This window comes from Hymenobacter metallicola (assembly GCF_004745645.1).
Taxonomy (GTDB): domain Bacteria; phylum Bacteroidota; class Bacteroidia; order Cytophagales; family Hymenobacteraceae; genus Hymenobacter; species Hymenobacter metallicola.
Genome location: NZ_SRMB01000001.1, coordinates 1811739 through 1834311, shown reverse-complemented (window position 1 = coordinate 1834311; position 22573 = coordinate 1811739). Strand labels below are relative to the sequence as shown.

Below are 22573 nucleotides of genomic sequence, written 5' to 3'. Positions count from 1 at the left end.
ACACCCGCGGTGGGGCGGGGCCGCTTCTGCGAGCAACTCCATTCCAACGCGGGTGTTTCTTCTGGTAGCTCCAGCGGAGCCGGTTCCTAGCTTTTCTTCACTGGCGCCTTTTTCGCCGGGGCCGAAGTGGCCTTGGCCGTTTTCAGCGGAAAGCCGCGCTCCTGCATCAAGGCGTCGATTTTTGGGTCGCGGCCCCGGAACTTACGGTAGCCCTCCGCCGGGTCGATGGTATTGCCTACCGAGAAGACGTTATCGGTCAGGCGCTTGCCTACGGCTTTGTCGTAGGGGCCGCCGGCTTCGGTAAAGGCCGAGTAGGCATCCGAGGCCAGCACCACCGACCACAGGTAGCTGTAGTAGCCGGCCGAGTAGCCATCCGAGGAGAAGACGTGCGAGAACTGCGGGGTGCGGTGGCGCATCACGATTTCGCGGGGCATACCCAGCTGGGTCAGGGTTTCGCGCTCAAACTTGTCGGCGTCAATCTTCTGGCTGCCGGCCAGGTGGAGCTTCATGTCAATCAGGGCGCTGGCCAGGAATTCGGTGGTTTCGAAGCCCTGGTTGAAGGTCGAGGCCTTCTCAATCCGGTCGACGAGGGCCTGGGGAATCGGCTTGCCGGTCTGGTAGTGCAGGGCAAAGCGGTTGAGCACCTGGGGCGTGGGCAGCCAGTTTTCGAGCAGCTGGGAGGGGAACTCCACGTAGTCGCGCACCACGCTGGTACCCGAGAGGGTGGGGTAGGTCACGTTCGACGAGAGGCCGTGCAGGGCGTGGCCGAACTCGTGGAACAGGGTGGTGGCGTCGGTCCAGGAAATAAGCGTGGGCTCCCCGTCCTTGCCTTTCACAAAGTTGGAGTTGTTCGACACGATGGTCGTCACGTTGCCGTCGAGGCGCTGCTGGTTGCGGTAGGCATTCATCCAGGCCCCCGAGCGTTTGCCGGGCCGCGCATACGGGTCGAAGTACCACAAGCCGATGTGCTTGCCGCTGGTTTTGTCCTTCACTTCCCACACTTTCACGTCGGGGTGATACACGGGCACGTTGGTCACGGGCGAGAACGAGAAGTTGAACAGCTCGCCGGCCACCCAGAACATGCCTTCCCGCATCTTATCCAATTGCAGGTATTGCTTCACCTCGTTCTGGTCGAGGTCGTAGCGCTGCTTGCGCACCTTCTCGGCGTAGTAGCGGTAGTCCCAGGGCTCGATTTTGAAGTCGGCGCCGGCTCCTTCCTTCTTAGCCAGGGCCTGCATGTCGGCTACTTCCTCTTTGGCGCGGGCCACGGCCGGGGTCCAGACCTGCTCCATGAGTTGCATGGCCGCTTCGGGCGTTTTGGCCATGGTGTTGTCGAGGCGCCAGTGGGCGTGGGTGGCGTAGCCCAGCAGCTTGGCCCGCTCGGCCCGCAGCTGCAGAATCTCGCTGATAATGGCGTTGTTGTCGTGGGCCCCGCCGTTGTCGCCGCGGTTGTAGAACATGCGCCAGGCCTTCTCGCGCAGCTTGCGCTGGTCGGAATAGGTCAGGAAGGGCTCGATGCTGGAGCGGGTGTTGGTGATGACCCCGGCCGCGCCCGAAATCTTGCGGCTGGTGGCAGCCGCGGCGGCATCAGCCTGCAGGGAAGCGGAGAGGCCGCCCAGGTCGGCGGGCGTTTTGAGCACCAGCACCGAGTCGGTTTCGTCGGCCAGCACGTTCTGGCTAAAGCGGGTAAAGAGGCCGGCCAGCTGCTGGTTGATGGCCGACAGGCGGGCCTTGGCCTTGGCGTCGAGCTTGGCACCCGAGCGCACGAAGTTGTTGTAGTAAATCCAGGTCAGGCGCTGCTGCTCGGGGGTGAGCTTCTTCTTGTCGGGCGAGTTGTAGACGGCCTCGATGCGCTTGAACAGGGCTTCGTTCTGGTTGATCTGGTCGCCGAAAGCAGCCATGCGCGGGGCCATTTCGCGCTGAATGGCCTGGATGTCGGGCGTGCTCAACGAGCCCGACCAGATGCCGTAGATGGTCTGCACCTCGTCGAGGCGCTGGCCGGCCCGCTCCAGAGCGGCAATGGTGTTGTCGAAAGTGGGGGCCTCTTTGCTGGTGGCAATAGCCTGAATTTCGGCCAGGTTCTGGGCCATGCCGGCTTCGATGGCCGGCTTGAACTGGGCGGCCTGCACCTTGTCGAAGGGCGGCACGCCGCCGTAGGGGCCTTCCCAGGCCATAAGTAGGGGGTTGGCCAGGGCCGCCGAAGCCGAAGCCGGGGTTTGGGCCAAGCTGGAAGTAGGAAACACGAAAGCAGCCAGACTTAGAGTGAGAAAGGTATTGGCCAGCAATAATTTACTGGAAGCGGATATTTTGGACATAGGCTGGGGCCGGTGGCGGGGTGAAAGGAAGTCGGAAGATAACATGGAAACGCGGCTTGGGTTGCGTAGCCTGCCGCCAGGCTGGCAAGGGCCGGGCCCGGGGCGGTCCGGCCGAAGGCCCGGAGCATTTATCAAGTATCGTTCCGGCCCGCAAACCGCGCGGTTTGGGCCGCTGCTGTCAGGTTCTTGGCCCGGCAATCATGTCAGTCCGGCCGCCCTTCCCGACCTTTGCCCCCATGCACACCCTCGAACAGCTGCGCAGCGGCGCTTTGGTTGGTACTACCCGCCTCGACCTTTCCTGCGGCCTCACCGAATTTCCCCGGGAAATCTTCGACTTGGCCGACACGCTGGAGATTCTGAATCTGACGGGCAATCAGCTGCGGGAGCTGCCCGCCGACCTGCCCCGCCTTGGCAAGCTGCGCATCCTGTTTTGCTCCGACAACCAGTTTACCGAAGTGCCCGCCGTGCTGGGCCAGTGCGAGCAGCTGCGCATGGTCGGCTTCAAGGCCAACCAGATTCACTCCCTGCCCGGCGCGGCCCTGCCCAAAAACCTGCGCTGGCTGATTCTGACCGACAACCACCTGCGCGAACTGCCGGCCGAAATCGGGCGGTGCGCCCAGCTGCAGAAGCTGATGCTGGCCGGCAACCAGCTTCAGGCCCTGCCCGAAACCATGCGGGCCTGCACCAACCTGGAGCTGCTGCGCCTGGCGGCCAACCGCTTTCAGGAGCTGCCGGCCTGGCTGCTCGAACTTCCCCGCCTGACCTGGCTGGCGTACGCGGGCAACCCTTTCTGTGCCGCGGCCGAAGCGGCCGCCGAAGCCCAGCACCCCATTCGCCGCATTGCCTGGGCCGAGCTGACGGTTAGCCGGCCGTTGGGAGAAGGCGCATCGGGCGTGATTTCGCAGGCCCGCTGGCAGCCGGCGGGGCCGGAACCCGCGCGCGACGTAGCCGTGAAGGTGTTTAAAGGAGCCATAACCAGCGACGGACTGCCCCACAGCGAAATGGTGGCCTGCATCAGCGCCGGCGCCCACCCCAACCTGACGACGGTGGAAGGCAAAATCAGCGGGCATCCTGCTGGGGCCGAAGGCTTGGTGCTGGAACTGATTCCGCCCGGACTGCAGATTCTGGCGGGGCCGCCCAGCTTTGCTACCTGCACCCGCGACGTGTATGCGGCCGGCACCCGGTTCGGCGCGGAAGTGGCTGTACGCATTGCCCGGGGCATAGCCTCGGCCGCGGCGCACTTGCACCAGCGGGGCATTCTGCACGGTGATTTGTACGCCCACAACATCCTGACCGACTCCACCGGGGCCTGCCGGCTCAGCGACTTTGGCGCCGCCAGCTTCTTCGACCCCACCGACCCGGCCCGGGCCCGGGCCCTGCAGGCCTTAGAAGTGCGGGCCTTTGGCTGCCTACTCGAAGAGCTGCTGGCCCACTGCGAGGCTCCGGAGCCGGGTGCCCCGGGCTGGCAGAAGCTGCTGCTGCTGCTGCGGCGCTGCGTAAGCCCGCAGGCAGCGGCCCGGCCGCTGTTTGCGGAAATCGGGCGGGAGCTGGCTGATGAGTAGGCGGGGCGAAGTGGGGCTGAAAAGAAGACGGCCCCGGGCCTTGATTTTCAGCGGCCAACTTGCCTTATCTTTGTGCCTATGAATGCTCCCTTGTTTCACGTAGGCCAAGCGGTGGTCTGCACCAACGACGACTTTACCCTGCTGCTGGCCCAGAATCCGGCAATTCAGACGCCCAAGCGCGGGCCTATCTATACCGTGCGCCGCTTGTTTGACACTCACCGTGGGTTTGGCATCACGCTGGAAGAAATCAACAACGCGGGCGTGGCGCCGGGCTTTCCGGAAGCCAATTTCCACGAGAGCCGCTTTGCCGCCGTGCCCGACGTGGAAGAGCTGGACCTGGCCGAGCTGATGGCCGAGGAAGTAACCGCCTAGCGCCGGGCCCGACCGTGGGAACAATCGGCGGACTGGTTTGCGTATAGAATATGCCCGCACAGCAAACCCAGCGGCTGATTGTATGAAGATTCCCGGCTTGAAAATGCGTCCCCAGCGGGACGGTTCCCCCGACGATAACTACAGCAAATGGGGCTGGTACGCCATGGCCATCCTCTCCGTTGCCTGGATTATTTACAATATGCTGGACGGCAAGTAAGCCGTCCGGTTAAGGCTGGTTTCGGCCTGCCTCCCGGCCCGTGCCGTGGAATAGGAAGTCGTGCGGCCTTGGCGGGCCGCACGACTTTTTTTTGGAGCTAAGAGTGCCGCCAGCTGCTCATTTTACCAGGCGGGTTGGCTCCCTAGAAGTTGGGAAGAAAGGCTGGTTTCACACATTCTGGGTCAGAGGTCGGAAGTTGTGAACGTCCACTTACCAGCCAGAAGCGAACTGCCCACGTGGCCGGGAGCGGGAATGAAGGGAAAAGGCCGCCGCAAAATATTTTTCCGGCGGCTGTAACCTTCCGCCAGTAGGGCGGTGTCTACGCTTACCCATTCAGCCCCGGCTTTTTCGCGGCTCGCCCGGCCTTCGGTCCGGGATTAAATTTTAGGACTTCTCTCTATTGCCAACGCGCCGTTTTTCGGCTGCCGGGCTCCGCTTTGCCCTTGCTGTTCGCGCCTGTTCTCTACCAAAACGCTCTTGCCATGACTTTTACCGCTACGCTCCACGGCCTGCTGCTCGGCTGCTTTGTGCTTCTCACCGGCCCGGCCCTGGCCCAAACCGCGGCCCCAGCTCCGGCGAGTGCCGCCACCGTCGCGCCCAAAAAGCAGCTCCAGGCCGTGCGCATCACCGAGGCCATCAAGCTCGACGGCCTGCTTGATGAGGCCGCCTGGCAGCAGGCCCCGGTAGCTTCCGACTTTATCCAGCAGCGGCCCAACCCCGGGGTGCCGGAGCGCCACAAGACCGAGGTGCGCGTGCTCTACGACGATAATAACCTCTACATCGGGGCCGTGATGCACGACTCGTCGCCCGACTCTATTCTGCGCGAAATGACGGCCCGGGACCAGTTTGGCAACTCCGACTTGTTCTGCATTTTTCTGGATACCTACCACGACCAGCTCAACGGCTACAACTTCGGGGTGACGCCCGCCGGGGTGCAGTACGATGCGCGCTATTCGCCGGCGGGCGGGGAAGATTTCAACTGGAACGCCGTCTGGGATGCCCGTACCAGCATCCGGGGTACCGACTGGGTGGCCGAACTGCGGATTCCGTACTCGGCCATTCGCTTCAGCCGGGCGCCCGAGCAGCTCTGGGGCCTCAACTTTGCCCGGCAGCGCAAGTGGGACAACGCCCAGTTTTTCTGGAACGAGGTGAAGCCCGCCGTCAACGGTTTTGTGAACCAGTGGGGCGACCTGCGCGGCATCCGCGACGTGCAGCCGCCCCTGCGCCTGTCCCTGACGCCTTACGTGTCGGGCTACGTGAACCACAACCCGCTCAACGCCGAAGGCACGCGCCGCACCACGACCAGCTTCAACGGCGGGGCCGACGTGAAGTGGGGCATCAACGAAAGCTTCACCCTGGACGCCACCCTGGTGCCCGACTTTGGGCAGGTGCAGAGCGACAACCAAGTGCTGAACCTGTCGCCCTTCGAGGTGCAGTTTGCCGAAAACCGCCAGTTTTTCACCGAAGGCACCGAGCTGTTCAGCAAAGGCAACCTGTTTTATTCCCGCCGCGTGGGCGCTACGCCCATCGGCTTTTATGGCCTGAAAGCAGGAGCGGACGAGAAGATTGTGCGCAACCCCTCGGAAAGCCAGCTGCTAAACGCTACTAAGGTTTCGGGGCGCACCAAAAACGGGCTGGGTATCGGGTTGTTCAATGCCGTGTCGAAGGAAATGCGGGCCACCATCCTTAACACCGAAACGGGGGAGGAGCGGGAAGTAACGACCCAGCCCCTGAGCAACTACAACATTGCGGTGCTCGATCAGTCGCTGAAAAACAACTCCTACGTCTCGCTCATCAACACCAACGTGACCCGGGCCGGGAGCACCTACGATGCCAACGTGACGGGCGGGCTGTTCCGCTTCAACGACAAAAAGAACGAGTACGCCCTCGACGGCAGCTTGGTGTATTCGCGCCGCCGCGGGCAGGTGTTTGGCAAAGAGCAGGAAGTCAGTGACCAGGATGGCTACAAGTATACCGTGGGCGTGGGCAAAATCAGCGGCAACTTCACCTGGGACGTCAACCACGGCATCGAGTCGGATAGCTACAACCCCAACGACCTGGGGATTCTCTTCGGCAACAACAACGTGACCCAGCGCCTGGGCGTGGCCTACCGCAAATACCAGCCGTTCTGGAAGGTGAACAACATGGCCTTTTTCGGGCAGGTGGGGCATGCCTTGCTGTACAAGCCCACGCGCTACCAGAGCCTGTATTTCTACAATGGCTTCAACACGACCTTCACCAAGAGCTTTCTGCAAATCGGCTACGACTTAACCTACAACGCCAAAACCCACGACTTTTTCGAGCCCCGGACCAGCCCCCTGGGAGAGTACTTCGTGCAAGTGCCGGCCTACACCGACTTTGTGGCCTTTCTTAACTCCGATACCCGCAAGCAGTTTTCCTACGGCCTCAACGCCGGCATTCAGCACTACGCCCAGGACGAGCGACTCAACCGCCCGCGCCGCACCCGCTACAGCTTCGGGGCCTATCCGCGCTACCGTGTCAACAACCACCTCACCTTCCGCTACAGCCTCGACTGGAGCCAGAGCAACCACCAGATCGGCTACGTGAACGGCGGCCTCCGTGATAACGAGCCCCTCGACCAGCCTTTCCTGGGGCAGGTGCTGCTGGGCCGCCGCGACGTGAGCACCGTGTCCAACGTGCTGTCGGTGGCCTACACCTTTACCAACCGCATGTCGTTCACGCTGCGCACCCGCCACTACACCAGTACCGTGCGCTACGCCGACTTCACGACCCTGCAGCCCGGCGGCCACGAAACCCCGGCCGACTACCAGCGTCCCCGCGACAATACCTACAACGCCTTCAACGTGGACGCGGTGTACTCCTGGTGGTTTGCGCCCGGCTCCCAGATCAGCCTTGTCTGGAAAAACGCCAACAGCCCCGATTTGCAGGCCAATGAGTTTACGCCCCTGTACTTCCGCAACCTGACCAATACCATTAATACGCCCCACAATAACTCGGTGTCGGTGAAGGTGCTGTACTACTTGGATTACCTGGCCTTCCGGAAGCGCCGGGCGTAGGGCTGCCCGAAAGGAGGAGTAGAGCGTTTTCGAGCTGATGGTCAAGGGCTTTTGTTCGTGGGTACCAGCCCTGGCAGGAGGGGTGGCAAGGTTCTTCGCGCTGCCGGCGCTGGAGAAAAGACGACAGCCAACCCAAAGTGGGGCCGCCGCGGGGAGCCTGCCTGGCTTCCCTGCGTAGCCGAGTTCCGTACCTTTGGGCTTCCCACCCGCCCTGGTACAAGCCCTGCTTGTACCGCCCTTCCTACCCGCTTCTTGGAACCCGCTACCTGCCCGCCCCGCCCCTGGATTCTGCCCGTTATTGTATTTGCCCAATTTGCCGGCACCTCGCTCTGGTTTGCCGGCAACAGCGTGCTGCCCGAACTGCTGCTGAGTCCGGGCCTGCGGGGAGCTAGCCTGGGCGGAGTGGTGTCGGCCGTGCAGCTGGGCTTCATCGTGGGCACCCTGCTCTTCGCCCTGCTTACGCTGGCCGACCGGGTGCCGCCGGCCCGCCTGTTTCTGCTCAGCGCCCTGGCCGGCAGCCTGACCAATTTAGGCCTGCTGTTGCCCGGCTTATCGGCCGCTACAGTGCTGGGGCTGCGGTTTGGTACAGGTCTGTGTTTGGCCGGCATCTACCCCGTGGGCATGAAAATAGCGGCCGATTACTACGCTGGGGGCCTGGGCAAAGCGCTGGGGTTTCTGGTTGGGGCCCTGGTGCTGGGCACGGCCTTGCCCCACGGGCTGCGCTGGCTCGGTACCGGGCTGGCCTGGCAAGCGGTGGTGGTGGCTACTTCGGGGTTGGCGGCCGGGGGCGGCCTGCTGCTCTGGCTGCTGGTGCCCGACGGCCCGTTTCGGCGGCCCGGCAGCCGGCTGCAGCTCGGAGTAGTACGCAGTATCTGGCGGCACCCGCCGTTTCGGGCCGCGGCGTTGGGCTACTTCGGCCACATGTGGGAGCTGTACACCTTCTGGGCTTTCGTGCCACTGCTGCTGACTACGTACCGGCAACTGCACCCCGCGCTGCCCGTGCTGCCGGCCGGGCTGGCCTTTGGTACTATTGCCAGCGGGGCCTTGGCCTGCGTGGGCAGCGGCTATCTGGCCCGGCGCTGGGGCTCCTGGCGGCCGGCGCGCTGGGCGTTGGCGGTATCGGGCACGTGTTGTCTGCTGAGCCCCTGGCTGCTGCAGTTGCCGCTGCCGCTGTTTGCGGGCAGCCTGCTCGTCTGGGGCCTGGCCGTGGTAGCCGACTCGCCGCAGTTTTCGGCCCTGGTAGCCCAGCAGGCGCCGGCGGCCAGCAAGGGTACGGCCCTCACCTTGGTTACCTGCCTGGGCTTTGCGCTGACGGTGGTGAGCTTACAGGTATTTGGGGCGCTGCAACAGGTTGTGGAGGCGCGCTACCTGTTTCTGCTGCTGACCCCGGGCCCGGCGCTGGGGCTCTGGGCTACGCGCCGCCGTGCGACCTTAGAAGCTTTGGCAGCAAGGGAGCCGTGGAGCTAAACAAAATACTGTCGGCAGCGTGCGGTAGTTCTTTATCGGGATAAAGGCGACACTTGTCGGTAACGCAAATTGTGTCATTCGCGCTACCGGAGCTACTGGGGCTTCGTGTAAAAATATTCCTGCGCCCCGACTACGCCACTTTGCCGGCGCTGGGCTTCCTGGGTGCGCAGCTCCACCCGCCGGATTTTGCCGCTGATAGTTTTGGGCAGCTCCGTGACAAACTCCAGGATGCGGGGCATTTTATACGGTGCCAAGTGGGTGCGGCAGAAGGCAAATAGCTCGGTGGCCAGGCCTTCACTAGCCGCCGAGTCGGGGTGCAGCATGAGGTAGGCTTTGATTTCGTGCCCCTTGATGGGGTGGGGCGAGCCGACCACGGCCGCCTCCACCACGGCCGGGTGTTCCACCAGGGCGCTTTCCACTTCGAAGGGGCCCACGCGGTAGTCCGAGGATTTAATGACATCATCGTCGCGGCCCACGAACCACAGGTAGCCGTCGGGCGAGCGGTAGGCTTTGTCGCCGGTGTAGTAGAGGCCGTGGCGAAACACGCTGGCCCCGCGCTCCGGCTCCCCGAAGTACTCCTTGAAAATGCCGTTGGGCCGGCCCGTATCCATGCGCACCGCAATATGGCCCTCGGTATTGTCGGGCAGTAGCTGGCCTTTATCGTCGGCAATAACCACGTCGTACAGGAACGATGGCTGGCCCATAGAGCCCGGCTGCACCGCGCTGCCGGGCAGGTTTACCACCATGGCCGTGCTTTCGGTCTGCCCGTAGCCGTCCCGAATCAGCTGGCCGGTGCCGCGCCGCCAGGCCTCGATTACCTCCGGATTCAGCGGCTCCCCGGCACTGACGCACTCCCGGAAACAGAACTGATACTGCGTCAAATCCTCCAGAACAAGCAGGCGCAGCACCGTGGGCGGGGCGCAGAACGTGGTAACGCCCTGCTGGGCTAAGGTGCGCAGCAGCGGAGCCGCCCTAAACTTGCCGGTTTGCTGGTACACCAGCAGGGTAGCGCCCACACTCAAGGGGGCGAAAAAGCTGCTCCAGGCAAACTTGGCCCAGCCGGCCTGGGAGATGTTGCAGTGCATATCCGAGGCCCGCAGCCCAATCCAGGCGGCGGTGCTGAGGTGGCCCACGGGGTAGGAAAAGTGGGTGTGGGTCACGATTTTGGGCAGGCCCGTAGTGCCCGAGGTAAAGAACAGAAATAGCGGGTCGTCGCTGCGGGTCGGGGCTGGCTCCGCCGTTGCTACGGCTGCATCTGAGGCCGGAAAATTCACCCAGCCCGCCCGAGTATCGGCCCCAACCAGCATTTTGAGCCGGATTTTCTGGCCGTGGAGCTGCTCGGCCTGGTCAATCTTCCCGGCGTTTTCCGCATCGGCAATAACCACGGTGGGCAGCAGGCGGCCGAAGCGGTAGGCCAAGTCGGGCACGGCCATGATGGTGGCCGTCGGAATCAGCACTTGCCCGCCCTTGATGCCGGCCAGGTAAGTATACCACAGCTCGGGCACCACGGGCACCATCAGCAAGACCGCCTGCCCGGCCTGCACCTGCGCTTCGCGCCAAAAATTCAGCAGCCCATTGGCGTGCCGGCTGAGCTGGCCGTAGGTGAAGCGCTGCTCCGGCCCTTCGTCGCCGACTAGGACCAAAGCTTCCTTGTCTGGGTGCTGGGCCATGTGCAGTCCTTCGAAGATAGCGGCGGTCCAGTTAAAAAACTCGGGTTTGGGAACCGGCAGGCGGGTTAGCTCGTGGTAGCGGCCGGTTTCGGCCAGGCGCTGGAACTGCTGGAAGTAGTCTTTCATCGGGTGGGCGGCGGGGCCAAGAAACAGTAACGGTAGCGGTAAAATAACAAGCCGCGGGCCGCTACCAAATGCAACGCGCCTGCCGCAACGGCCGGCGGCGGCCTGGGGAAACGGCCGGCGGAAAAATCCGAGCCGGAGAAGGCGCGTATATTCGCCCATGAGCCTCGACCCCACCACGTTCTTTCACCATGCCGCCGACGCGGAGAAAACCACCGTCTACACCCAGACGCCCGACGGCGACACCGAACCCCACGATGCCCTGCTCATTGCCCAGACCCCGCGTCGCCGCCTGTTCGTAACTCTGGAAAAGCGCCGCCGCTACGTCACCTACACCTTCGTCGATGATGAAACCGACGACGTGGAGCTGGACTTCGTGCAGGATTACCAGGAAGTAGAAGAGCTGCTGGAAGATGCCGGCCTCTACGGCAGCCACGACGGCGAGGTGGGCATCGTGTACCACAACCTGCTGTTTCTGCTGATGAACCCTTAGGCGGGCTGCCGCGGTTATTTACACCTATGCTACGCTGGACTGATGTGCTGACTTTCGCCAAGTACAGCAACCCCGAGCCCCCGCGGCGCGTGCAGAAAACCGAAGCCGAATGGGCCGCGCTGCTCACTGCTGCGCAGTTTCGGGTGCTGCGCCACAAAGCTACCGAGTCGCCCTACCGCAATGCCTACTGCCGCTCCTACGAGCCGGGCCGCTACCAGTGTGCCGGCTGCGGCAGCGTCCTGTTCGACGCGGCCACGAAGTACCACGCCATTTCGGGCTGGCCCAGCTTCACCCAGCCCGCTGCCCGCAGTGCCATCCGCTACTGCTTCGACGACAGCCACCACATGCAGCGCGTCGAAGCGCTCTGCAACGTGTGCGGCGGCCACCTGGGCCACGTCTTCCCCGACGGCCCCGCCCCCAGCGGCCTGCGCTACTGTATCAACTCGGAGAGCCTGGTGCGGGTGGCTTTCGAGGAAAGTGGCAACTCAAGCATCTGAGTCAGAACCCGCGTCCTTGGGCTCAAATGGGCTGGGCACTACGGTCTGGCGGGCGGCCAGCACCTGTTTGTCGGCCACGTACTTCTCGTAGATTCGGGGGTCAATCTTTTTGCGGTTGATAAAGAACAGGCCCGCGTTGAAGCCGCGGCGGCGCACCCACTCGTTTTCCACGAAGGCTACCAGGCGCTCCACGAAAAACGGCTCGGCGGCGGCCCGTCCGTAGGTCCCGGCAAAGTAGGTGTCGAGGCGGGCCGGTTCCTTGATAAAGCTGGGCCGGCCCTTGCGCAGGGCATCCACGTCGCGCACCCAGTTGCCGGTGATGATGTTCATGGCCGGGTAGGGGGCCGGATTGCCCCACATTACCTTTTTGCCGGGCCCGTTTACATTGGCAAACCACGGGAAGCTGGCCATGATAAAGCCCGAAAAGTAGGCGTACTCCACCGGGTCGTATTTCCGCTCCCGAAAAACCAGGGTCACTTCGCGCCGCTGCTCCCGCACCAGCCGCCGGAACTCGCGCCGAAAGGCCGGGTCGGAGAAGTATGCTTTGGCTTCGGCAAAGTCGTTGAACAGCAGCCACAGCCCGTTGTAGTGCACCGAGCCGTGCAGGTAGTTTACCACGTGGGGCATGCGCCGCTCCGGGCCGTGGGGCAGCTCGGGCACCGGCGTCGACTTCCGGACCATATCGGCCAGGAAGCTGCCTACTTTTTGCAGCATCACCTCGTCGGGCTCGTAGCCGCTGCCGGCCCGGGGCGGGCTGCGGAATGCCACGTTTTCAGTCCAAACGGGCGCCTCGGTAGCCGGGTTGAGGCCCGTCGCCCAGGGGTGGGTTTTGGGAAACAGGCCGCTGGGAATTTTCTGCACGTGCCAGAGCCGCAGCACGTGGTAGGCCCCGAGGGTGTTGTGAATAATGTCGCCGCGGACGATGCTGACCAGCCCGCGCACGTTGTAGGCCAAGGCTGAAAGACCCCGGTTGGGCCGGGCCGGTACACGACTGAGCGGGGGCGAGGAGCAGGGTTTCATGGCAGATGTTGGGCGGCTGAATAGGCCTTGCTTAGACTTGCTGCCGAGCTAGTTGGGCTCAGAGCGTAGCAGCAAGCTACTGATTCCGTTCGGATCCTGCCATGGTAGCTCGCCCAGTAGCTTTGCTTTTAAACAAAATAAGTTTTGGGTCGGTCGGGTCCGGGCCGCGGCAGCCTTGCAATCCAACGGCGTTATCATATCTTGCTGTGTCAGGCCTGGGCTGCGGCAGTTTTTGCGCGGCCTGGCCGGCTGGTTTTCGCCCCTTCTCCTTGTCCTTCCCGCCGCTGGTATGAGTACCCGCCTGAACAACCTGCGCTACTACTTTTTCTCCTTTATCTACGACCTGGCCCTGCAGTGGTTTTACCGCCCCCTGGTGCGCCGCCTGATTGAGACGGTAAACGCTCAGCCGGGCGAGCAGGTGCTCGAAATTGGCGTCGGGACGGGCATCACCATTCCCTTTTACGCGGGCCGCAAGCAGGTCACGGGCATCGACTGTTCCTTGCCTATGCTGCAGCTGGCCCGCAAAAAGGCCGCCCAGCACCCCGCGGTGCGCATCGCCCTGGAACATGCCGCCGCCGAAGATTTCAGTTCCGCAGCGGCCCGCTTCGGGCAGGTCGTATTCTGCAATTCCTTGTCGGTTATCGACCAGCCCCGGCAAGTGCTCAGCACCTATTACGCGGGGTTGCCCCCGGGCGGCAGCCTCTACATTCTCAACCACTTCACTGCCGAACGCGGGCCCCTGCGGCAGCTCGACAAGCTGCTGACGCCGGTGGGCCGCATCCTGGGCTTCCAAAGCTTTTTCCCGCTGCAGCAGCTGCTCACCCCCGATATGCAGCCGGGCCTGAGCGTGGTGGCTGGCGGCTACTGGCGCATTGTCCGGATTACGAAACCTGCTCTTGCCGATGAAAGAAACTAAACGCGTCCTGCTGCTGCACAGCCTGCTGCCCTTGGTGGTGAGCCTGATCATCTACGTGCTGTTTCGCTCCCGCAGCACGATTGTCAACAAACTCCTTTTTCACTTCCTGGCCAACAAGCCGCCGGTGCTGCGCCTGACGTATTGCCGGTGGATTGTGTATAACCTGCCCGGGGCGCTCTGGCTCTACTCGTTTCTGAGTTTCAGCGCCCTGCACACCCGGCGGTGGCTGAGCGTGCTGCCCCTGCTGCTGGCGCTGGGCATCGAAGTGCTGCAATACCTGCACATCACCGACGGCCGCTTCGACTGGCTGGACGTGGCCTTTTACACCGGGGCCTGGCTGGCGTTTATGGCCGTGCGCTACCTCTGGCAGCCAGCCGTTACGGCTCTGGCGGGGCCCCGCCCCAAGGCGTCGTTGGGCTACAAATTTGCCTATGGGCTGTTTGCCGCCATTGTCCTACTCTCCGACGTATGGTTTAAGTAAGCATGAGCCAGCCAACTCTTTCCATCATCATCCCGACCCTGAACGAAGCCGAAGGAATCACGCAGCTGCTTAGGTATATAGCCGAGCAGGTAGGGGAGGGCGTCAGCTACGAAGTCCTGCTCTGCGACGGGGGCAGCCAGGATGACACCGTGCGCCTGGGCCGGCAGCTGCGGGCCCGGGTGGTGCAGGCCGAGCGGCCCGGCCGACCCCACCAGCTCAACCTGGGAGCAGCCCACGCCACCGGCGAAATCCTTTATTTCCTGCACGCCGATACGCTGCCGCCGCCCGCGTTTGGCCGGCTTATCTGCCGCTATTACGCCCGGGGCTACCGCAGCGGCTGCTTCCGCCTGCAGTTCGATACCCGTCACTGGATTCTGGACCTGAGCAGCTGGGCCTCGCGCTTCAATGCCCGCAACTTCCAGTTTGGCGACCAGAGCCTCTATATCCAAAAAACCTTGTTTCAGCAGTTGGGCTGCTTCAACGAGCAGCTGCTGCTGATGGAAGACGTGGAAATGGTAACCCGCATTAAGCGGCGCCACCACCGCTTCGTGCTCATGCCCCAGCGCGTGGTTACCTCGGCCCGCAAATACCTCCACCACGGCGTAGTGCGCACCGAGCTGACCCACCTGGCCGTGCTGATGCTCTACCTGGGTGGCCTGCGCCAGACGCGGCTGGTGCGGGTGTATAAGCGGCTGCTCCACAGTAAGCGTCGGTAGGTTAGCTTCGGCCGGGTGGCAAACGGGGCAAGGTATTTCTCATCTGTTTTCTCAGTGCCTGTCGAGGGAGGTATAGTAAAAGACAAGCCTGCTGGAATGCTAGATTCGGACAACGTCACCTGGGGCGCTGGTGTAAATAAAATGCCAAGTTTAGTCGAAGGGCGCTACCGACGTGATTTTATAGCCTCCCCGCTTTTGCTCAATAAGCAGGGTCATGTCGGCGGCACGATACACGTCTGATTCCGCCACGCTGCCGCGCACCTTACCATCCAATGTTTGTAGGGTAAGCCAGCCTTTTCGTACGGAAGCATCGGACCGATCCTGATTGAAAAGCAGTATTGGGTAGGCTAACGTTGCCAGCACCCGACTGCGCTTGTCTGGCTTTGCATACAGCCGTACCTGCGGAGTTAGCCCAATCCAGGTTTCGTACGGGTCAACTTCTACTCCCGGGAGTGCTTTTTTCCAGAGTAGGCCGGATTGACAATAGGGGAAGCAATATCTGGGATAGGTCAGGCCCGGCTCCGGGGTGGGTTCATCAAGGGTTCCACCCATTTCTAAGGCCTTGCTGATGCGGATATAGCCATTCGTTGAGGCATCGTTGAGGTAGTCAGCGAAGGCCGGCTTGCCATAACTACCGCCTCCGTAGGAAATAGCAATACTGTCGTCGGCTAGGGCCAGCAGCTCTTGCAACTGATGCCTGCGGGCGTAGTTTATAGCCCGTTCAACAAAGGCCTGCAGCTCCGGATTGTCGCGAATTATGTTCGTTGGCGGTAGCGACGGTTGGGGTGCAGCGGTTGCCGTACTTGCTGCCGCGGGCGCCACAACAGCTGCTGAAGCAGCGGGCTCCTGGGGGCTGGTCGTCGTGGAAGCCTGCCCATCGGCAGTGCAAGCTGTAGGAGTGACAAGTAAAGCAGTAGTTAACAGCGAGCCAAGGTAGAGGAGGCGCATAGCAGGTAGCAATTGAGCTGCAGTAAGATACGCCTTGCTGTAGAATAGGTGCTCAGCTTATTGGAAAGCAAAACAGGAATAGCCCGGCCGCCACGGTGGTTAACCCGCATGTAGTTTGCGTAGTATAGCTACCAACACTTCCTGGACCAGCCCCACGGCTCATGGCAACACCTACTTCTGCATCGAATTCTACCCCTGACTTCACCGGTTTCGTGCGCGTGCGCGGCGCTAAGGAGCACAACCTCAAGAACGTCAACGTCGATATTCCCCGCGACGCGCTGGTGGTCTTTACCGGCGTATCGGGCTCGGGCAAGTCGAGCCTGGCTTTCGGTACGCTCTACGCCGAGGCCCAGCGCCGCTACCTCGAGTCGGTGTCGCCCTACGCGCGGCGGCTGTTTCACCAGATGGCCGTGCCCGAAGTGGACAGTATCGACGGGCTGCCCCCGGCCGTGGCCCTGCAGCAGCAGCGCGGCACGCCCACCACCCGCTCGTCGGTGGGCTCGGTTACCACGCTGTCGAACCTGCTGCGCATGCTCTATTCCCGGGCCGGCGACTACCCCGCGGGGCAGGGCATCGTGTATGCCGAAGGATTTTCGCCCAACACGCCCGAGGGCGCCTGCCCGCAGTGCCACGGCCTGGGCCGCATCTACGAAGTCACGGAGCAAACTATGGTGCCCGACCCCACGCTCACCATCCGGGAGCGGGCCATTGCCGCCTGGCCCCAGGCCTGGGGCGGGCAGAACCAGCGCGACATCCTCGTAACCCTGGGCTATGACGTGGACACGCCCTGGCAAGAGTTGCCCCAGAAGGACCGGGACTGGATTCTCTTTACCGACGAGCAGCCCGTGGTGCCGGTGTACCCCGGCTACTCCCCGGCTGAAACCCAGCGGGCCCTCAGGCGCAAGGAGCCGCCGAATTACATGGGCACCTTCACAGGGGTAAAGCGCCACGTGCTGCACACCTTTGCCACGACCCAAAGCCCCTTGATGAAAAAGCGGGCTTTGCAGTACATGCTCAGCACCGAATGCCCCACCTGCCAAGGCAAGCGCCTGCGGCCCGAGTCGTTGGCCGTAAAATTTGCCGGCCTCGACATTGCCGATATGGCCCGCCTGCCGCTCAAGCGGGTAGCGGCCTTGCTCCGGCCCTACGCCGATGGCACCGCTGCGGGGCGTAAAAAACACGACGCGGCCCATCCCGAACAAACCATTGTAGCCCAGCGCATTGCCGAAGACCTCTGCGCCCGCCTGGCCGTGCTGCTCGACTTGGGCCTGGGCTACCTGGCCCTGGAGCGAAGCACGCCTACCTTGTCGCCGGGCGAGTTGCAGCGTCTGCGTTTGGCTACCCAGCTGTATTCCAATCTGTTTGGGGTGGTCTACGTGCTCGACGAGCCCTCGGCGGGCCTGCATCCTTCCGACACCGAAGCCCTGCTCAATGCCCTGCACACCCTGAAAAAAGCCGGTAACTCCCTGTTTGTGGTGGAGCACAACCTGGACGTGGTGCGGCAGGCCGACTGGCTCGTAGACGTGGGGCCGGCCGCCGGGGAGCAGGGCGGGGAGATATTATATAGCGGTGCCCCGGCTGGTTTGGCAAACGTGGAAATGTCTCAGACCAAGCGGTTTTTATTCAACGAAGCCGCTGCCCAAGCCCGCACCCCGCGTAAGCCCAGCGGCTGGCTCAAGCTGCAGGGCGTCACGCGCAACAACCTGCGTAACCTCGCCGTGGAGTTTCCGCTGGGCGTGTTTACCACCGTCACGGGCGTGTCGGGCTCGGGTAAGTCTAGCCTGGTGAGTCAGGTGCTGGTAGAGCTGGTCGCCCAGGCCCTGGGCCAGCAGGTGGAAGCCGAGGAAGAAGAAACTGATCCGCTGGAGCAGACTGCTCCGGTTCAGACCGGCGGCCGGATTGGAAGTGGCATGGAGCAGATCAAGCGTCTGGTGCGCGTCGATCAGAAGCCCATTGGCCGTACGCCCCGCTCGAATATGGCTACCTACACCGGCCTGTTCGACCACGTCCGCAAGCTGTTTGCGGCTACGCCCGCGGCCAAGAAGCGGCGCTACGACGCGGGCCGGTTCTCCTTTAATGTGGCCAAAGGCCGCTGCGAGAATTGCCAGGGCGAAGGATTCGTGATGGTGGAGCTGCTGTTTTTGCCCAGCGTGTACGCGCCCTGCCCCGTGTGCCACGGAGCCCGCTACAACGCCAAAACCCTCGAAATAACCTACCGGGAGAAGAACATTGCCCAGGTGCTGGGGCTGACGGTAGACGAAGCCTGGACCTTTTTCGAGGAAGAGCCTACCGTGTACCGGGCCCTCACGGTGCTGCGCGAAGTGGGCCTGGGCTACCTGCGCCTGGGGCAGCCCGCTACCGAACTCAGCGGGGGCGAGGCTCAGCGCATCAAGCTGGCTACCGAGCTGCAGCGGGCCCAGCGCGGCAACTCGCTCTACATCCTCGACGAGCCCACCACCGGCCTGCACCCCTCCGACGTGGAAAAGCTGCTCACCCAGCTCGACAGCCTGGTGGAAGCCGGCAATACGGTTATTGTGGTCGAGCACGACATGCGCGTGGTAGCCACTTCCGACTGGGTGATGGACATTGGGCCCGGGGCCGGCGACGAAGGCGGGCAGGTAGTGGCTGCTGGTCCGCCCTTGGCCGTAGCCAAGGTTGGGGAAAGCCGGACGGCCCCGTATTTGCGGCGTTTTCTGGCCGGGGCACGGTAAAAGCTCCGCAGCATCGTTCATCCGTATCTGCCTTACAAAAAGCCGCCGTTGCTTTCGTTTTAGTCCTGTTTCCGGTATGACGTTTCTCGAAGAATTTCTCCGTAACCCTGCTACCGTGGGGTCCTTGGTGCCTAGCTCCCGCGAGCTAACCGACCAAGTCGTGGCTCCCATCGATTTTGCCACGGCCCGCTGCATTGTGGAATACGGCCCCGGCACGGGCGTTTTCACTGATGTGCTCATGGCCCGCCGCCGCCCCGAAACCACCATTGTGCTGGTCGAGGTGAGCCGACGCTTCTGCCAGCTACTGCAGCAGCGCTACGCCAGCCACACCAATGTGCACATTGTACACGGTTCAGCCGATAGAACGGCCGAGTACCTGCGCCAGCGCGGCCTCGAGCGGGCCGACTACGTGGTATGCGGCCTGCCTTTTTCGTCGCTGCCCCGCCGCCTGGGCTGGCGCATACTCGAGCATACCCGCCAAGTGCTGAAGCCTGAGGGCAGGCTGGTGCTCTTTCAATATTCGCTGCGCAACACGCGACTGTTTGATCGGTTTTTTCGTCTGCTGCGGCAAGAGCACGTCCTGCTAAATCTGCCCCCGGCCTACGTGCTGACCTACGTGCCCAGCCCAACCGACCCCGTGGCAACGCCAGTTGAACAGGCCGATAGTTGCTAAGCTTACTCAGAAAAAAGGCCCCGCTATACGCATAGCGGGGCCTTTGTATTTCCGTGAGCTTGTGTATGCTTAGCGCTGCAGGCCCACGCTAAAGCCATTCCAATACGCGGTGCCCGGCGAGACGTTGTTATCAGCATTTTCTTGCACCTGCTCTTCTTTGGCCGCCAGCGTATCGTAGTACGTAGGCGAGTTGGGGTCCAGGGAGGCCCGGTAGCCGCGGCCATCGGCTCGGCCTTGCTCAAACAGGGTCAGGACGCGCTGAGCTAGCGTGGCTGGGGCAGCCGTGGCGACGAGATAACCGCTGCCAAGCGTCAGCAGGGCTGCCAGGGACAGAAAGCGGAATGTTTTCATAGCACAGAAAGTGAAGGATGGAGTGGAACCCCTCAAAGGGGATAGCACAAACCACCGCTTTCCAAGTCGCTAATCCTAAGACAGTACCGGCTTAGAAATGACGTGAATTTTACAAGTAACATCTGGTATTTTATCGGGCTACACTATGGCTGGGCTAAGCATACGCGCAGTCGGTTGCCCGCTTTTCGCGCAGAAGCGACGAGGCCCGGTGGACCGTGCTCGAGTGAAAGCACGGCCCGCCGGGCCTCGTCTTGCTCAAAGCCAAGGGTTTTACTCAACCGCAACCCGGGTGCTGTGGCGCGTGCCGGCCTGGGTGGTAGCTTCCACCACGTAGAGGCCCGCCCGCAAGCCCCGCAGTACTGGGGTAGGCTGGCCAGGCAGGGCGACAGCCGTAGCCACTGAGCGGCCCTGCAGGTCGCGCACGACGAGCTGCAGGGCCTGCCGCTCCCCGGGCAGCTCCAGCGTCAGTTGGCCGCTGGCGGCGGGGTTGGGGTATGCTTTTAGCGAGCCGACCACCACTTGGGCCGGGCGCACTCCGGTAACCGTGCTCAGGTTTTCTTCCCCGCTAAACCAGATGCTGAACCAGTTGCGCAGGGTGCTGAAGCTCGCATCCGTATGATACAGGAGCAGGGCCGGCTGGGAGGAGTTTTGGCGGTAAAACGCCGTTTGGTAGATATGCTGGCGCTGGCCTTGCTCCATGTGCAGGGCCTGCAGCACCAAGGGCGGGGCTAGGCGCCCATTCACGTAGGCACTGTCGATTTCCTGAATGTGGGTGCGCACCATCAGGGCCGGAACGGCAGCCTGCCCGCCCGCGGGCTTGGGTAGGTGCAAGGTCCCGTAGCCCACGACTTCCTCGGTAAGCGTCACGTGGTGTACCAGCCGAACCCGGGCCGCCTGCAGGCCCAGCTCCTGCACCGTAGCTTCCAGAAAGATTGCATCGTAGGGATAATGTCGCCGGGCCGAACTGACCGTCAGCGGCAGGGTAGGAGCGAATACGTCCCCTTGCGCGATGGTTTGGGCCGGGAGCCGCAAAAAGTCGCCCGGCACGTTATTGGTTTGCCGGATGGGCCACTGTTGCTCTTGCACGGAATACCCACTCCGAACCAGACCACTGGCCGTCAGCGCTTCGTAGCGCCGGCCGGTAAAGCTGTGCCACAGGCCATGAGTGGGGAAGGCAACGTCTTGCGGGGCGGTAGTGGGAAGCGGGTAGCTACGGGTCGGAGCAACGTAGAGCGGGCTAGTGGCCGGCGGAGCCTGGTAGAGCTGTTCCAGAGTCAACGAGTCGGCGGTCAGCTTGCTGTAGTCCCAGTCGCGGCCCGCGCCGGGCTGGGGCAGCACAAAGTCGGGATGGGCCGCGGCGTGCATCGGTCGGTACTGGTCGACGGAGGCGGGGGAGGCCGTAAAAGTGGCTTGCGTAATGGTAATAGGGCCAGTTTGGGCCTGGGCTGTGCCCAGTACGCCCGCCAGCAGCACGCCGGCCAGGCTAGTAAGTAAGGGATATTTCATTGGGCAGATACAAACGCTAATAGCCGGACTAGTTTCCGGCTCATCCATGACTCAGCTCCAGGCCCAAGCGTTGCGTTGGGGCCGAAACTTATTTTTTAGCTACTGGGCCTTAATCGAAGATGATGGTTTTGTTGTGGTGCACAAACACCTGCTCGGCAAAAACCAGCTGTAGGGAGCGGGCCAGCACAATCTTCTCCACGTCGCGCCCGGCCTGGGCCATTTCGCTGGCACTCTGGGTGTGGTCGATGGGAATAACGCTCTGGGCAATGATGGGCCCCTGGTCGAGCTGGTCGTTGACGAAGTGGGCGGTAGCCCCAATAATTTTCACGCCCCGGGCGTAGGCCTGGGCATAGGGGCTGGCCCCCACGAAGGCGGGCAGAAACGAGTGGTGAATATTGACCAGCCGGTTGGCATAGTGAGCCACAAACCCGGACGACAGAATGCGCATGTACTTGGCCAGCACCACAAATTCGGGCTGGTAGCCGGCCAGCACGTCCAGTACCTCGGCCTCGTGGGCTTCGCGGCTTTTGCCTTCGTGGGTGATGTAGTGGAACGGCAGGCCAAACTGCCGCGTCAGCTCGCCCAGCACCGGGTAGTTGCTGATAACGCCCAGAATGCGGGCATTCAGCTCGCCGAAGGCATGGCGCACCAGCAGCTCGCTCAGGCAGTGGTGCTCCTTGGTGGCCATGAGCACAATGTTCTTGGGCCGGTTGTCGGAAAGCCGGATGTCGGCCGCCGCTGGCAGGGCCGCCCGCAGGTCGTGCAGCAGGGCCTCGGCCTGCAGGGGGCCGGCAAACTCGGTCCGCATGAAAAAGCAGTTGTCGGCCCGCTCCACAAACTCGCCGTTGCGAAGGATATTCAGGCCGTGGTGAAACAGCACCCCCGTTATTTTAAACACCAGGCCCGGCTCGTCGGGGCAGCGAATCAGGAGGATATGGGACGGCGGAGTAGCGGCTAAAGGCACGATGCGCGGGGTTAGAGGAAAGCAGGCGAAGCCGTAAATGTAAGCGCCGGCTGGTTGTTACGATATAGCCGCGCTTACGTGCCGCGCCCCGGGGCTTGGCGGCGGCCAAAAATATAGTACCTCCGGAAAGCCCCCGTGGACCCGGTAGAGCAGGCTTTCCCCAGACGGGCTCCGGCGCTGGTAGTCGCGGGTCGGGCTTTCTGCGTAACTAGTAGAACTTCGCTCGCTATTTCGGCGCCGCGCCCCTTTTCGGGCCTCTCCCCATGCCTTCTTTCTACCAACCCACAGCCGAGCTTCTGCAGGCCTTTGGGTTTACCCGCTACGCTGCTCCGCCCCGGCAGCAGCGCTACAGTCGCCCCAGTGAACGGGGACAGGAAACCCTCGTGCTGTATTCCGACGGCGAGCTGACCTTGCTCGAAACCGTGGACGGACAACTGCTCTACAACTTCCAGGGCCGGCTGGCCTCGGAGGCCGAGTTTCGCGTGTTGCTGCGCCAAGTCAACTGGCCTGCCGAAGTGAGTTCTTCACTTTAA

General features: G+C 62.7%; 20 protein-coding genes. 13 read left to right on the top strand and 7 right to left on the bottom strand.

Translation table 11 applies throughout. The annotated features are described in order from the left end of the window. Positions 1–86: 86 nt before the first annotated feature. Positions 87–2315: a M3 family metallopeptidase gene (locus E5K02_RS07735; protein WP_135393682.1), complete on the bottom strand. Its 2229-nt coding sequence runs from the start codon at positions 2313–2315 to the stop codon at positions 87–89. 236 nt (positions 2316–2551) lie between these two features. Here E5K02_RS07735 and E5K02_RS07730 point away from each other — a divergent pair, with 236 nt between their 5' ends. The 5 genes from E5K02_RS07730 (at position 2552) to E5K02_RS07715 (ending at position 8971) form a co-directional block, all read left to right on the top strand. Further along, positions 2552–3877 carry a leucine-rich repeat-containing protein kinase family protein gene (locus E5K02_RS07730; RefSeq protein WP_135393680.1) on the top strand — a complete coding sequence of 442 codons (1326 nt, stop codon included), beginning with the start codon at positions 2552–2554 and terminating at the stop codon, positions 3875–3877. Positions 3878–3955: 78 nt separating this feature from the next. Continuing rightward, complete coding sequence (locus tag E5K02_RS07725; protein ID WP_135393678.1) at positions 3956–4249, top strand: hypothetical protein; 294 nt, start codon at positions 3956–3958, stop codon at positions 4247–4249. Between the two features lie 82 nt (positions 4250–4331). Further along, positions 4332–4466, top strand: a complete 135-nt coding sequence (locus E5K02_RS26030; protein WP_262709837.1) for a hypothetical protein — start codon at positions 4332–4334, stop codon at positions 4464–4466. Positions 4467–4948: 482 nt separating this feature from the next. After that, positions 4949–7504, top strand: a complete 2556-nt coding sequence (locus tag E5K02_RS07720; protein ID WP_135393676.1) for a DUF5916 domain-containing protein — start codon at positions 4949–4951, stop codon at positions 7502–7504. Positions 7505–7756: 252 nt separating this feature from the next. Continuing rightward, entirely contained in the window at positions 7757–8971 is a 1215-nt protein-coding gene (locus E5K02_RS07715) for an MFS transporter (RefSeq protein ID WP_135393674.1), read from the top strand. A gap of 92 nt (positions 8972–9063) precedes the next feature. Here the strand turns inward: E5K02_RS07715 and E5K02_RS07710 are convergent, their stop codons facing one another. Next, entirely contained in the window at positions 9064–10767 is a 1704-nt protein-coding gene (locus tag E5K02_RS07710; protein ID WP_135393672.1) for an acyl-CoA synthetase, read from the bottom strand. Between the two features lie 157 nt (positions 10768–10924). On the opposite strand from E5K02_RS07710, the gene E5K02_RS07705 reads away from it, so the two are divergent. After that, positions 10925–11257 (top strand): hypothetical protein, encoded by a 333-nt coding sequence (locus tag E5K02_RS07705; RefSeq protein ID WP_135393670.1) that lies wholly within the window; start codon positions 10925–10927, stop codon positions 11255–11257. A gap of 26 nt (positions 11258–11283) precedes the next feature. Beyond that, positions 11284–11754 (top strand): peptide-methionine (R)-S-oxide reductase MsrB, encoded by a 471-nt coding sequence (gene msrB, locus E5K02_RS07700; protein ID WP_135393668.1) that lies wholly within the window; start codon positions 11284–11286, stop codon positions 11752–11754. Here the strand turns inward: msrB and E5K02_RS07695 are convergent. After that, positions 11743–12774, bottom strand: a complete 1032-nt coding sequence (locus E5K02_RS07695; protein ID WP_135393666.1) for a hypothetical protein — start codon at positions 12772–12774, stop codon at positions 11743–11745. The genes msrB and E5K02_RS07695 overlap by 12 nt on opposite strands. Positions 12775–13063: 289 nt before the next feature. On the opposite strand from E5K02_RS07695, the gene E5K02_RS07690 reads away from it, so the two are divergent. From E5K02_RS07690 to E5K02_RS07680, 3 genes are read left to right on the top strand one after another with little or no spacing between them, the layout of a single operon-like run. Beyond that, a complete protein-coding gene (locus E5K02_RS07690; protein ID WP_135393664.1) occupies positions 13064–13690 on the top strand; it encodes a class I SAM-dependent methyltransferase in 627 nt (208 codons plus the stop codon). Then, positions 13677–14171: a hypothetical protein gene (locus tag E5K02_RS07685; protein WP_135393662.1), complete on the top strand. Its 495-nt coding sequence runs from the start codon at positions 13677–13679 to the stop codon at positions 14169–14171. The genes E5K02_RS07690 and E5K02_RS07685 overlap by 14 nt, the downstream gene beginning before the upstream one ends. Positions 14172–14173: 2 nt before the next feature. Beyond that, positions 14174–14887, top strand: a complete 714-nt coding sequence (locus E5K02_RS07680) for a TIGR04283 family arsenosugar biosynthesis glycosyltransferase (protein ID WP_135393660.1) — start codon at positions 14174–14176, stop codon at positions 14885–14887. 150 nt (positions 14888–15037) lie between these two features. Here the strand turns inward: E5K02_RS07680 and E5K02_RS07675 are convergent, their stop codons facing one another. Further along, positions 15038–15835, bottom strand: coding sequence for a hypothetical protein (locus E5K02_RS07675; protein WP_135393658.1), 798 nt, complete (start codon positions 15833–15835; stop codon positions 15038–15040). A 161-nt stretch (positions 15836–15996) separates the two neighbouring features. Between E5K02_RS07675 and uvrA the strand changes: the two genes are divergently transcribed. Then, a complete protein-coding gene (gene uvrA, locus E5K02_RS07670) occupies positions 15997–18546 on the top strand; it encodes an excinuclease ABC subunit UvrA (RefSeq protein WP_135393656.1) in 2550 nt (849 codons plus the stop codon). Between the two features lie 76 nt (positions 18547–18622). Then, positions 18623–19219, top strand: coding sequence for a class I SAM-dependent methyltransferase (locus tag E5K02_RS07665; RefSeq protein WP_135393654.1), 597 nt, complete (start codon positions 18623–18625; stop codon positions 19217–19219). Between the two features lie 69 nt (positions 19220–19288). Here E5K02_RS07665 and E5K02_RS07660 read toward each other — a convergent pair whose 3' ends face one another. From E5K02_RS07660 to purU, 3 genes are all read right to left on the bottom strand, one after another. Further along, positions 19289–19570: a hypothetical protein gene (locus E5K02_RS07660; protein ID WP_135393652.1), complete on the bottom strand. Its 282-nt coding sequence runs from the start codon at positions 19568–19570 to the stop codon at positions 19289–19291. Positions 19571–19840: 270 nt separating this feature from the next. Next, positions 19841–21076 (bottom strand): T9SS type A sorting domain-containing protein, encoded by a 1236-nt coding sequence (locus tag E5K02_RS07655; protein WP_135393650.1) that lies wholly within the window; start codon positions 21074–21076, stop codon positions 19841–19843. A gap of 109 nt (positions 21077–21185) precedes the next feature. Beyond that, entirely contained in the window at positions 21186–22040 is an 855-nt protein-coding gene (gene purU / locus E5K02_RS07650; RefSeq protein WP_135393648.1) for a formyltetrahydrofolate deformylase, read from the bottom strand. A gap of 263 nt (positions 22041–22303) precedes the next feature. On the opposite strand from purU, the gene E5K02_RS07645 reads away from it, so the two are divergent. Further along, on the top strand, positions 22304–22573 hold the full coding sequence (locus tag E5K02_RS07645) for a hypothetical protein (protein WP_135393646.1): 270 nt from the start codon (positions 22304–22306) through the stop codon (positions 22571–22573).